Here is a 12,465-nt window from a genome sequence, read left to right as displayed (position 1 = left end):
CTTCCCCCTCTTTTGGTTTTCCGCCCATCAGTTCCCATTCCACCTCTGTTGGTTCAATCAGAAGGTGGACACGTTTATCCGCATAGATAAAAATTCCTTCTCCTTTATTTTTCTTACGAGGTTTTAAAATTTTTCGTTCACTGTCTGAAAATTTGATCTGCGCCTGCGTCATCAAATCGTGAATGGATTTTTCTGCAAGTGGTAAGAACATTTTCATTAAACTATTTTCAATAACCGCTCCCCCGTAATTCTTTTTCCCATCACTCGCTCGGAGTAATTCTTCTACCTGTTGTGTTGCACCCCATACGCTTCCATCATACTTTCGAATCCGCTTCCAAATCTGATAAATGAATTCCATACTTTGCGGATTAGACGGGTCTGCGAATACGTGTAATTCATCTAAAAACAATGTCTTTCTCCCTGCTGTTCTCGTAATCTCATCCCATAGAAACGAAGTCGCATTGAACATCGCACAAGATTGTAAAGCTGAACCGACTCCTAGTCTGGAAATATCAAACGAAATGAGTTGATTACGTAAATCTACATTGGTAGGTCCATTAAAAATACGATTATTTGCACCTGAAACGTATTGTTTCAGTACATAGGAGAACAACTTTAATGTGTCGTCTCCTTCCTCGATTTTTTTCATCAATAGCGCATATAAATCTGCTAAAACAGGAAAATCCTTCGATTTCTTTTGCTCAAAGTCTGTATCAAATGTCATGCGAAAAGGCTCTGATTCGTATAATTCCACCAAGTAAGCATCTAATACCGCTAATTCATCAATCGTCATAGACGGACGCATAATCTTGAAAAAAATCTTCACTCTTTCTAAATGCTCCAGTAATGGATTTCCTTTCTTTTTTGTATCTCGCTCATAAAACACGTGTAACGGGTTGACACGCGTATCTGTGGTATTGGACAATTCAATCACTTGCCCGCCGAGTTTCTGAACAAATTCGCTATCTTCTCCTTCTGGGTCCATGTTAAAAATTCGAATCCCTTCCATAAAGTCGCGCATCAGTAACATTTGCTTCAATTTGGTTTTTCCGTACCCCGATTGCCCTAAAATAATGCCATTTCGATTCTGTAATTCCCATTTATTCACCACAATGAGCGATTTTGTTTTGATATTTCTTCCCATCGCAATCCCACGTTTGGTAAACAATTCGGTTTCATCAAAAGGAAAGAAAGTAGAGAATGCTTTTGTATCCATATTTCTTCTCGTATATTCTCCTACCTTATTTTCCAGAATGGGCAAACAGGATTCAAAAGCATCTTGCATACGTGCACTCGGCACATAGGCAAAGAGATTACGAGCTGAAAACGCATTGTTTACCTTATCCGTTAATTTCTTTAGCTGTTCGAGACTCTCGGCATGAAGCCGAATCAGGAAATGCACGAGTAACATGCCACCTGTATCATTTGCCACTAAATCCTCCAGCATATTATTGGCGCTCTCTAATTCCTGTTCCGCTCGTTTTCTCATTTCAGGATTTAATTTTCCCGACAGCAACCTTGCTTCTAACTCTTCAATCGAATTACTAAAGTTCTTAATCATATCAGCAGAAGAAGTTGGTTCTACATGATAGGTAAAGGAGATATTTCCTTCTAACCGATACAATTTGGATAAAAACCCCATGTAGCTACTTGATGGATAATCCGTCATACAAAGGATACGTTCATATCCCTCTCCCACCCGGATATAATCTATTTCTTCCTCAAATATAGCTGGTGCAATCTGATCCGCTACAGAAAAACGTTGAAAGGTTGGTTCTTCTTTTTTCTCTTTTCTCTTGAATCGTAACATCCGCTATTCCCCTCCTTTTATGTTTGGTCTACTTTTGGCATGTTTCACTGTAATATAGGGCGAGGACACTTCTTTAAAACGATTAATACGTGCTTGATAGTTGTTAAAATGCACCTGAAGAATTTGAACAATCTCATGAGCATTTAAGATATGGCATTCCAGACCATCTTCTGAAAGTTCCGTCAAATTCTCTCGCAACATCTCCGCTCTTTCTAAGAGCGTTTCCAGCCCGTTTTGAACGCTCTCTTCGCTGCCCTGTACTTTCTCCCTTAAAAGAAGGTAGTGCGCCTTTTTCAGCGTATTCTGAGCGTGTGAGGAGTTCTCTAAATAAGAAACATAGCCACTTCTTAATAATTGACGCATGGCATTCGATTCTTCTTCTATCTTTTGCTTCTGATCTTCCACATAATCCGATAAATCAACAGGTTCTGCCAGTACTTCAATTTGAAATTCACATGGAATCCCTGATACAATCGCACCAAATTCCTCCATCAACTCTAGTTTGTCTTCCTCACCCATTAACTCCAAGTTCATCGTCCCCACCCGAATGCCCACAATCAAGGTTTGCTTTTTCGTCAGAATCGCTTGATGATACAACGTTTGAATCGGAATTAAATCCTGCGTTCGTTTTGCTTGTTGTTTCTGTTTTCGATTTTCTTGCCATTTTTGGAAACCCATTTTCTCACCTACCTACTCTTTTTTATATAACAAGATCGTTTGTTTCTTTCTTTTTCGCTGATGAAAACGAAATACATCTAGCAAGTACGCACCTGCTTTCACGTTACATCCTTGAATCGCTGGTAGCACAAGTAACCCCGTAAATAGAACGAACAAAACTAAACCTAATCCAAGTTGCACAAAAATATGAATCGGTAACAAATACAATGTTCCGCCAACAAGTGGAAGGAAGAGAAGATAGTAACCTATCTCCTTCCACCCTATACCCGTATTCGGAATTAACTCAAACTTCGCCTCAATATTTTTTGGAATATGAATGTGTTTTGGACTCATCTTTCTTTACCTCAACTTTCCAACTACAAAATTCACAATTAATGTTCCCATAAAAATAACGCCTGTCACCATCACAATGGATAACATATCGCCTTTGCATTCTGCTTTCTCCGATGGGTTATTTGCCAGCTTCATTTTGATTCCTTTCCATCCAAACATACAAGCTCCAACGGATGGGGCAACGAATAGAATAATAGTCGAAACAGCATCTACAATACTTTTAATCTTTTGTTTAATCTGGTCTTCTTCACCAGCGGCAAAAGCAGTATGTGGAGTAAATATAATGACACATATCATCGTAAACATTGCATACTGCCAAATGATTTTATTTTGAAACAAGTTTTTTACTTTTTGTTTCATGACAACCACTCCCTCTCTTCTCTCCTCATTTTACGTCTAGCTCTCTCCAATTCGACTTTGGGTCAATGATAAACACCTGCCCTTTCTTACTTTGCTCAGCTGTATAGAGCATACGTGCGTAAGTATAATCCCCCATTCCCACTACACTTGCCCTCCTTGTTCAATTGGCGCCTGCTTGGATGTGTCTTCTGTAGATGATGGTTTCTCGGGTTCGTTTGGTGGTTCAACAGGTGGGTCTTGCTTTTGTTCTTCTACTACTTTGACTACCACTTTCGTAACAGAAAGATTTCCTGCTTGATCGGCTGCCATCACTTCTACTGAAATATCTCCTGCTTTGCTCGTATCATACGCTCCAATCGTTACTGTAGGGTTTGCATCCTGATTATCTTGTACGGTAACCAACTCTTGTGGTAATAATTTTGCTCCGACTTTTACGGTGACATTCTCTTTTGGTGTCATCACAGGCGCTTCCGTGTCTTTATTCTCATTTACATCTATTACTTTCACCGTAACCATGACACTTGCCTGATTTCCAGAGCGATCTACCGCAATAACTTCTACCTGTATCTCTCCTGCTTTGCTTGTATCGTACTTGCCGACAGAAACAATTGGATTCGCATCCTTGTTATCACTTACAGTAACTAAATCTTGTGCGGAAAGAATATGACCAACTGTCACTGTAATGTTCTCTTTCACTTTGATCACAGGCGCTTCCCTATCCTTATCTGCTTCGGGGTCGATAACGGTTACTGTTACCCTGATACTAGAACGGTTACCTGCTTTATCAATGGCAACCACTTCTACCTGCATTTCCCCCGTTTGACTTGTGTCATAGTTTCCGTTAATCGACAATAACGGACTCTGATCCATGTTGTCGGTTACGGTAACCAAATGATAAGGATTTAGATTCTGTCCTTTTTGTACCGTTAGATTCTCTTTTACTGTCATTTTTGGTGCTTCGCTATCTACGATTGGTTTCGGCTTTTCTGGCTCTATAGGCGGGTCTACGGGAGGTTTAGGCTTATCTCCCCCATTTCCACCTGTAGGTGTTATGATAACGGGCGGTTTGGGTTTATCCCCTCCTCCATCATCTGTTGGTGGCATAATGACTGGTGGCGTAGGCTTATCAGGTTCTGTTGGCAGTTCTACCTTCACCTTCGGCTTTTCTATATTGGTTGGTGACGTAGGTTTTTCAAGTGAAATGGATTCTTTTGCATTTGATGTATTTCCTAATGGTGTCAAGATAACTGGCGGTGATGGTTCTATTTTTGGTGGTTCGATTGCAGGCGTTGGTAACTTTTCTGGCTCTATTTTCGATTTTTGATTCGTTTGAAGAATCGTTGTTAATTGCTTCGTTTCATCTTCTGTTAAATATTTTTTTGCTATAGTGGTAGATATAGGTGAAGATTCTTTTTTAGAAGATACCTGCATGACATTTTCATCAGTAGGATGCGATTCTTTTTCTCCCTCCTTCTCTTTCCCTGACTTCTCCTTTTCCTTCTCAGGCTTCTTCTCTTTTTTTACTTCTTCTGTTTTCTTTTTGCCTTTTTCTTTAGATGACGCTTCTTCTTTTCCAAAACACCCAGTAAGAGAAGACAGCGCAAGCACTGTCCCACTTACAATCGTAACTTTCTTCAGAAATGCTTGTTTCTTACTCATTTTGACCCCTCCGTTTGTATAGTTCTCTAGTCATCTAGTGATTGCAATCTACCTGCTTCATTGGTACTTTTCGAGGAAGATAATACGTATCGAGTACAATCACTTCATTTTGTAGTAAAAAAAGTTCCATTTGATCATATCCACTCATTCGACTAAAATATTTTGCATCATCCATACTATTTGTGCCAAAAAATAGCGTTTGATTGCAATCCCCAGCAATTTGATTGGCAACCTGTTTTCCGTAAATCTGTTGAAGAACAGCGTGTGACTGAATAATCATGGAAACATAAATTCCTTTAGCTTTCACAACTTGTAGAACATGCAAGAGATTAGGAATGGGATACAACTCATATTCTTCTAAATAAAGGTGTACATCTCTTTCTAATGTTTTTTCTTGTAGTAGGTCAAAAACCTTTTGAAGACGCTCTCCCCGCTCTTGATACGTACTATCAAATAGATTAGCAGAAATATATAACACAAACTTTTGTTGTGTAGCGTTCACTATAATGCCTTGTAAGCGTTCTTCAAATTGCGGATGAAGGAGATCCAATTGTACGATTTCATATCCCTGCTCAGCCTTTGTTTGATTGGTAGCATAATAGATTTCCTTTTTCCTACTCTCTACAACGATGATGTTCTTTTCTTCTTTCTTTACATTTGGAATGGTATACCATCGTGTTTTTCCTGCGCCAGTAGGACCAACGACGTACACATTCGAATGATTTTCTTTTTCAAACTTGATTTCAGTAGCCCCGATTAACATTTCTTTCACCTATCTTTCTGATTTTCATTATAGAAACCATATCAGTAATATAGCTATCCATGTTGGAATGGCTAGTAAACATGCATTCTTACACCCTCTAAAAAAATGGAACGTTTCTTCCGCCTCATAAGAATCTTTCTGAAGCCTTTCTTGGGACAGATATTCCTTTTCCTGTACCAACCCAATATTTTCCCTTTCAAAAATATAGCTTTGACCCATTCCTTCTCCAGACTTTCGAACCACCAAGGAGTGTTTCTGCAATGGCTGACTCATATCCCTTCTCCCCTTCCTAGCCTTTTTGGATATTGCTGATAGATATCATGTTTTCGAAGAATAGAAACTAACTGTTCAATAATCCCTGTCCTTGTCATACGTTCTGAAGGATCAATTTTCTTAAAAATATGATACGATGGGTGATTTTCTCCAATTGACGTCATTAACTCTGCTACATATTCCTCTTGTTCGGTTGCTTTCTGTAGCAAGTCTAATGTCTGGTCTACATCAACATACAGAAGTTCTCCGCTCTTTTTTTGAAAATACATCATACAGCCTGCTAATAATTCTATGGCTGATTCTACCCAAAACCCTTCTCGTTCCGCTGGTTTGACAAATGTTCTCGCAATTGCCATTGCCTGCATATATTCATCCAAGTGGAGGGTATACATCTTTCCTTTCCCAACTGTACCGCCTACAAATCGCTTCTGGTTTTGGTTATACATGCTTACACCACGCATTTTTCTCCCTACCTTCCCTTTTAGATTATTCTCTCAACTGACACCCTTTATACGATTCCGTTTCCCACCAACCCTTTGTCGTTGAAAATCATTCATTTACTTGTGTCAAATAGTTACTTTCTCGGTAAAATACGCACAACTTTGTGCTGATTCATTATCCCGATTGTCAAACAATTCCCGGTAACCCCTCATCAAGCCCATCCATTCTTCTTTTGACATTTCCTGTGCTTCAGAATAACCGATTCCTACAGCTTTGGCATACGAATCAATTGTCCATTCTATCGTGTAACCACTGCCTTCTAGTAAACGCTGATTTCGTTCAAAAGATAGAATCGTTTCTTTGTCAAACAAACATCTTACTAACTCTGTTAGATAACAAGATGACCCGTTTTTCAAGAGAAGACGTTGATCTGTCAATTCCTTCTCCTCAAACAATCGCTCCTGTCCGTTTTCATCAAATACTTGAAACAACACATCGACACTCATGGAGCTCACGTCTTCTCCTTTATATACAATCGGTTCATTCGGTATAAATACATAGTCATAACCTAGTCGATATTTCACCACTGTACTTCACCCTTTCCTACAATTGATATCCTACTCATTCGCCTTTTTATTTGTACGATAGGCACGAATTGCGACAAATCCACCTAATAACATTACAACTCCACCAATCCACATCCAATACGGATTCTCTGCTTTTCCACCTGTCGTTGGAAGCTTATGTTCTACTTTCTTTGGTGCTGGTTCTACTGCTTTCACAATTGGCTTTTCTTTTACAGGCTGTTCTACTACTTTTGATTGTTCAAGCTGTGGTTGTACGGACTTCTCAGGTTGTTTACTTGGTTGCTCTGATTTCGGTTGTTCCGGCTTACTTTTGAACTTCACTGTTTGCCCTTTATCCTGAATGTCAGCGTGCGTTGCAACTAACACATCATTTTGATATACGTCTTCAAATACCACTACTTCTTTCCCCTCAAGTGCAGAAGCATTGAATGTGAAATCTAACGTAACAGAACCATCTTTTTCTTTCGCAGTAAATGTCGTTTCTGATGTAACTTCCTTCCCATCTACTTGTAATGGTTTGTTTGTTGCTTTATCCATGAGCTTTCCTTTCACTACATATTCTTTCCCTGCGATAAGGTCTTTGTACTCGACTTTATCTTGAATTGTTACCGAATCTGTAGCGTCTAACTCTTTTGATCCATCCGCTTTGTTTAGAGCTGTTGTTTTCACTTCAGGCTTCACAAACTTGACTGTTTGCCCTTTGTCGTTGATATCCGCATGTGAGGTAACCATTTTTCCGTCTTTGAATAACTTCTCAAATACCACAACTTCTTTTCCTTCTAAACCAGTTGCATTACATGTGAAGTCTAACGTAATCGTACCGTTTGCTTCTTTTGGTGTAAACTTCGCTTCCGCTGTTACTTCTTTCCCATCTACAACGAGTGGTTTCCCAGTTGACTTATCCATTACTTTACCTGTAAGCGTGTATTCTTTCCCTACTAATAGGTCATTGTAGTCCACTTTATCTTGGATTGTAACAGATTTAGACGTGTGCATTGCTTTTGCCCCATCCGTTTTATCCGTAGCGGTTGTTTGAATCGATGGAATCTTTTCATCTGCGACAATATGTTTCACGATTTCCCCATTTTGCTTGATTTCAAAAGAGAAGGTTTCTTCGTTCAACATGAACCCTTCGGGCGCTACAACCTCACGGTACGTATATGTACCGAACGGGATTTTACTAAACTTCGCAATTCCCTCTGCATTTGTCTTGCCTTGTGCTACGATGTCACCTTTTTCATTCCGAATCTCAAATTCTGCATTGGGAAGGTTGTGATTCCCATCAGCCACATCTACCTTTGTGATTTCTAGCTCGCCATAGATCGGCGCATTCTTTGCTTCTAATTCGATTGTCTTTCCGTGTTCTGCGATTTGGAATGGGATTGGTTCTTGCGATAACACATATCCTTCTTTCGCTTTCGATTCTACAAATGTGTAAGAACCAAATGGAATGTTCTCTACTTTGATTCGACCATTTTCATCTGTTGTATGCTCGCTGATGACTTTCCCTGCACTATTTTTCAATTGGAATGTAACACCTGCAACTTTCTTTTCTGGATGTTCCGCATCTACTTTCAGCAATTGTACGTTCCCTTTAATTTGTTTATTTTCAGCTGTCCACGTTACAATCTCACCCGTTTTGACTTCTAACGTTTGCGGGGTATCATTTAAGATATAACCAACAGGGCTTTGTATTTCTTTTACTACGTAAGAACCCATTTCAATGTTATCTATCGTAGCCATACCCTCTGCATTTGTTGTGATCGTTCCCATACTCTTCTGGTTGCTAGCTAACACTTCAAATACTGCTCCTGCCAGTGGTTTCTTGTTTTCATCCACTTTAAGGATTTTCAAACCGCCTACCGCTTTCCAAAAGACTTGTAAATCCTGACTGACTTTCTCTTGACTACGTTCTAATAGAACCGTTGCATCCTGAATCACACTTGTACCTTTATACATCACCGCATGTTGATTTGTCAGGTTGGCAGTTACTCGTAATGACAATTCCGCACTTTTAGAGGATTTCGGCACTTGTACACGGAATTTTTCACCTAGTTGGAATGTTTCTTTTGCTTCTCCCTGTTCTGTGACAACTCGTGTTCCAGCTGGTGCTTCTTGCAATTGAATCTTGTACTCACCTTTTTTTGCATTCGTTTCTACAGCATATGTTGTGGTTTCAAAATACTCACCATGTAACGTAGCTTCTTGCTTATCTGTTGGTTGTACATTCATATAAACATCTTGTGTGTCTCCTGTATGATCCGCCGCATACGTAATGGCTTTCGTTGCTTGCTCCACAGCTGCATCTTTAAATTGCAACTCACCTGTATTGATTTGTCCAAGTGCATGCCAAATGCTCAGCTGCGTTGCATAATGAGCCTGTTGCCATGTAGAAACTCCTAGTTGTTCAGGCGTTTTTTGCGGATATCCATTTAACAGTACACGGTAGACAACATCATCCGTTCGCCCTACCTCTGGTAAGTCTGTACCATTTGGAGACTTAAGCCCATATACTAAGCAATACGCAATTTGACCACTAGCGTTTTTCAAAAGCTCTGTACGGACATTTTTTCCGTATTGTGGACTGTAAGCCCACTTCATCTCGTAATTTTCACGATGAATTACCTCCGCACTCGCAGATTTCATCGGAATCAGTACACTGATGAAGAACATACATAAGCTCATCACCAAGGCCAAGGATTTGGAATACACGAATCTTTTCGTCATTGTTAGTAGCTCCTTTTTGAGTATGAAATTTTTAAAGGTCTAAATAGATTTAATATTTAAAAAATTCAGTCTAAGTTGAACAAAAAAATATACTTCATGAACATAGTTTCTACTTGCAGTTAAAAATGATTGAAATCTTTCCTATTTCCTATACAATGTACATTGAATGTATATTGTATGGGTATACTTATCAAGTTAATCAGAATTACGTAACTTTGGTTCGATAATATGTTGGACTAAATAGTTCGCTTACAGGTAGATTAAAATACTCTGCAATTATAATAGCTCGAGATGCAATTGTACTTTTTTTGCCTACTTCGATTTCATGAAAAACACCGCATGGAATATTTAAGTCTTTTGAACATTGGTTCATCGTAATTCCTTTACTTTCGCGAACTAACCTTAAATTCGTTACAATATTTTGATGAACATTCATACTTAACACCTCCCTTGGTTTTTATCTTATATCATCTTTAAGCTAAAAACAAGTAAAAATCACATTTTTTTATGTATTTTTTACAGATTTATTTCTTGTTATTTATTTTCGCTTCACTATCGATTTTATATTTTTTAATTATCAATGAAAGGAATTGGTATTTGTGGGAGTTTTCGGAACTAGATTAAGACAATTACGCCTAGAGCGCAGATGGAAAATGAAGGATTTTTCAGAAAAAGTTAGTGAATTAAGTGATTCCACTTTTACTGTGAACTCGTTATCAAATTGGGAACTAAAAGGCACTGAGCCACCATATGACATTCTAGCTGTAATTTCAAAAGTTTTAGATGTCAGCACAGACTATTTAATAGGAGCAAGCGACAACCCGTTAAATATTTCTATTTCAGATGAACAACAAGAAAGATGCAATCAACTTTATGAACAACTTTCAAATTTACCAACTATAAAACAAGACAAATTAAAATTTGAACTTGATGCATATTTAAATTTTTTTAACTATAAAGAAAAACAACTGCATATGGATTTTGAAACTTTTGCTAATTACCTTCAAAACGAAATAAAAAACTCTTAATAATTTCATTTAGATAAAAGCCGAAAACCCACTTCTAAAAAAGTGGGTTTTCGGTGTTCTTCGATCGCTTTCAAGAAAGCGGCCTGATAATCCAAGAATAAAATAAATTAAGTCTTGATAAAAATAACCAATCGATTAATTTCCCTTGCAACTTTCTATATGTAGAACCCCTTTTCACTCAAGACTCCTAAATTATCTCTGTAGATTTAACGTTTTTTCAAGTCGAATTTACTCGTTTATATATTGAAATTCTATCAAATTAGTTATAAGATTAAAGTATGTAAATTCAGATAAAGTTTTTCACAGAATTACTTTGGTCAAATTAACACGTAATTTAATATTATTTAAGTCATGTTACAAGATAAAAAAACTAATATGTCATCATAAATGCTTTTAAATAAAAAAAACCCTACCTCAACTCCATTTTAATTGTCTTATCAGTTTGGCGGCTGAAACAATTAAAATGACCCAAAAAGTAGGGGGTTTTCTTAAGTATATTTAACACAATACAATTATACCATATGTTAAATATCTTGTGAATCAAAACCTCCTATTTTCCATCCTTTGTTGAGTTAGGAAAAATAGGAGGTTTTTTTGTGTTCATTCGAAATTTTTTACTCAGCTCAGCTTTAAAAGATTTAAATCCACATATTCAACATTTATCCCCAAAAGAGGGTACAATTAATCGTCATGTAAAACATGTCATTTCTTATATAGATCATATTTTATTAGATTGCGAAGCAAAGAATACATATGATTACCTAGATTCTCCTCAAAAATATCGTGCTTTAGAAACAATCCTATCATTTTTAGTACAGAATGGTTATTCTCAAGTATCTCAGAAAAAATTAAGTCGAAAATCTAAAGTATCTCTTCCACTTATTAATGAAATAATATGTTTTTTAGAAGACCTTGGTGTTTGTCATCAAATTAAGACTAGACGCCACGGTAAGATTGCACCTTCTGTTTATATTCTCGCTTTACACAACAACTATTTAAAAATCTTAGAATATTTCAAGGAAAAATGGGCGTTAACTATTGATGTTTGTTCCACATTTACAGATTTTTTGTGTAAGAGTTTTAATAAGAAAAAAGACATACAATCTGAAGAAACGCAACTTTTATCTACTTCAACAGGATTAGATTTATTTAATCCTGTTGAAGTAGAACCTGAAGAAAAAGAAAATGAGGAACAAGAAACGAATTCTGACGAAGATAAAAAATTGGAAACTAGCTTACAAGAGATACTGGCGGCAAGATTACAAGAAATGAATGATTTTATGAGTGAAGATCAGAAGAAGCTTTATCTCTACATGTTAAGTAAAAATACAAATATTACTGAAAAAGATGCTTATACAATTGCATTGCGTATGCCACCAGACGTAGATTGGGAAGTAAGAAAGACTTTCGAGGAGTGTGTACGCTATTTTGAGCATACTCAATCAGATGTAAGTACTCCTGCCCATTTCATAGAAATGTATACAAATAAAATAAATGCTTATAGGGAACTGCGCAAGGAGAAATTAAAAGAACACATGGTTAATACGGAGTTTGATAAGCCATTTAAGAACCAAATTGATTTTAAGAAGTTACGAGAAATACTAGGTTTTAACTCTTAACTGCTATTTCTAACAACAAAATAAGAATCATATAGCCTTGTTGAAAAAATTACACCTCACAAGGCTTTTTGTCATGAAATTGTATTTTTAAATTTGAAAATCCTTTTAATCAATTATTAGTTTTTAAGTTTGAAAGGGTGTTTTTAGAATAAGTGAGCTAAATTCATACATAGAATGATAGCTACAT

At 37.2% G+C, this 12,465-nt stretch carries 12 protein-coding genes; 2 read left to right on the top strand and 10 right to left on the bottom strand.

What is annotated here, in order from left to right; all coding sequences use genetic code 11:
• The 10 genes from MHI28_RS35875 to MHI28_RS35830 form a co-directional block, all read right to left on the bottom strand.
• Positions 1-1,810: VirB4 family type IV secretion system protein (locus MHI28_RS35875; protein WP_340829590.1), on the bottom strand; the 1,810-nt coding region annotated here is incomplete at its 3' end.
• 3 nt (positions 1,811-1,813) lie between these two features.
• The gene (locus MHI28_RS35870) at positions 1,814-2,488 is read right to left on the bottom strand and encodes a hypothetical protein (RefSeq protein WP_075717014.1); all 675 of its coding nucleotides are present in this window, start codon (positions 2,486-2,488) and stop codon (positions 1,814-1,816) included.
• 12 nt (positions 2,489-2,500) lie between these two features.
• Positions 2,501-2,821 carry a hypothetical protein gene (locus tag MHI28_RS35865; RefSeq protein WP_000074651.1) on the bottom strand — a complete coding sequence of 107 codons (321 nt, stop codon included), beginning with the start codon at positions 2,819-2,821 and terminating at the stop codon, positions 2,501-2,503.
• 6 nt (positions 2,822-2,827) lie between these two features.
• Positions 2,828-3,181, bottom strand: coding sequence for a TrbC/VirB2 family protein (locus MHI28_RS35860; protein ID WP_075717013.1), 354 nt, complete (start codon positions 3,179-3,181; stop codon positions 2,828-2,830).
• A gap of 141 nt (positions 3,182-3,322) precedes the next feature.
• Positions 3,323-4,840: a hypothetical protein gene (locus tag MHI28_RS35855; RefSeq protein ID WP_075717012.1), complete on the bottom strand. Its 1,518-nt coding sequence runs from the start codon at positions 4,838-4,840 to the stop codon at positions 3,323-3,325.
• Positions 4,841-4,874: 34 nt separating this feature from the next.
• On the bottom strand, positions 4,875-5,603 hold the full coding sequence (locus MHI28_RS35850) for a type IV secretory system conjugative DNA transfer family protein (RefSeq protein ID WP_075717011.1): 729 nt from the start codon (positions 5,601-5,603) through the stop codon (positions 4,875-4,877).
• Positions 5,604-5,872: 269 nt separating this feature from the next.
• Positions 5,873-6,337, bottom strand: a complete 465-nt coding sequence (locus MHI28_RS35845; RefSeq protein ID WP_075717009.1) for a hypothetical protein — start codon at positions 6,335-6,337, stop codon at positions 5,873-5,875.
• A 105-nt stretch (positions 6,338-6,442) separates the two neighbouring features.
• Positions 6,443-6,904, bottom strand: coding sequence for a hypothetical protein (locus MHI28_RS35840; RefSeq protein WP_075717008.1), 462 nt, complete (start codon positions 6,902-6,904; stop codon positions 6,443-6,445).
• 30 nt (positions 6,905-6,934) lie between these two features.
• The gene (locus MHI28_RS35835; RefSeq protein ID WP_340829578.1) at positions 6,935-9,631 is read right to left on the bottom strand and encodes a VaFE repeat-containing surface-anchored protein; all 2,697 of its coding nucleotides are present in this window, start codon (positions 9,629-9,631) and stop codon (positions 6,935-6,937) included.
• Between the two features lie 205 nt (positions 9,632-9,836).
• Positions 9,837-10,067, bottom strand: coding sequence for a helix-turn-helix domain-containing protein (locus MHI28_RS35830; RefSeq protein WP_075717006.1), 231 nt, complete (start codon positions 10,065-10,067; stop codon positions 9,837-9,839).
• Positions 10,068-10,230: 163 nt separating this feature from the next.
• On the opposite strand from MHI28_RS35830, the gene MHI28_RS35825 reads away from it, so the two are divergent.
• Complete coding sequence (locus tag MHI28_RS35825; RefSeq protein WP_043935277.1) at positions 10,231-10,659, top strand: helix-turn-helix domain-containing protein; 429 nt, start codon at positions 10,231-10,233, stop codon at positions 10,657-10,659.
• 596 nt (positions 10,660-11,255) lie between these two features.
• Complete coding sequence (locus MHI28_RS35820) at positions 11,256-12,278, top strand: Replicase RepFR55 (protein ID WP_075717005.1); 1,023 nt, start codon at positions 11,256-11,258, stop codon at positions 12,276-12,278.
• The last annotated feature ends 187 nt before the right edge of the window (positions 12,279-12,465 follow it).

Source organism: Bacillus sp. FSL K6-0268, assembly GCF_038005425.1.
In the GTDB taxonomy this organism is placed as follows: Bacteria; Bacillota; Bacilli; order Bacillales; family Bacillaceae_G; genus Bacillus_A; species Bacillus_A thuringiensis_S.
This window is presented reverse-complemented; position numbering and strand designations above follow the sequence as displayed.

Bases quoted from the DNA above. Each gene is read 5' to 3' on its own strand.
- MHI28_RS35870 (WP_075717014.1), bottom strand. From the start codon at position 2,488: ATGGGTTTCCAAAAATGGCAAGAAAATCGAAAACAGAAACAACAAGCA.
- MHI28_RS35860 (WP_075717013.1), bottom strand. From the start codon at position 3,181: ATGAAACAAAAAGTAAAAAACTTGTTTCAAAATAAAATCATTTGGCAG.
- MHI28_RS35850 (WP_075717011.1), bottom strand. From the start codon at position 5,603: ATGTTAATCGGGGCTACTGAAATCAAGTTTGAAAAAGAAAATCATTCG.
- MHI28_RS35865 (WP_000074651.1), bottom strand. From the start codon at position 2,821: ATGAGTCCAAAACACATTCATATTCCAAAAAATATTGAGGCGAAGTTT.
- MHI28_RS35835 (WP_340829578.1), bottom strand. From the start codon at position 9,631: ATGACGAAAAGATTCGTGTATTCCAAATCCTTGGCCTTGGTGATGAGC.
- MHI28_RS35855 (WP_075717012.1), bottom strand. From the start codon at position 4,840: ATGAGTAAGAAACAAGCATTTCTGAAGAAAGTTACGATTGTAAGTGGG.
- MHI28_RS35845 (WP_075717009.1), bottom strand. From the start codon at position 6,337: ATGCGTGGTGTAAGCATGTATAACCAAAACCAGAAGCGATTTGTAGGC.
- MHI28_RS35830 (WP_075717006.1), bottom strand. From the start codon at position 10,067: ATGAATGTTCATCAAAATATTGTAACGAATTTAAGGTTAGTTCGCGAA.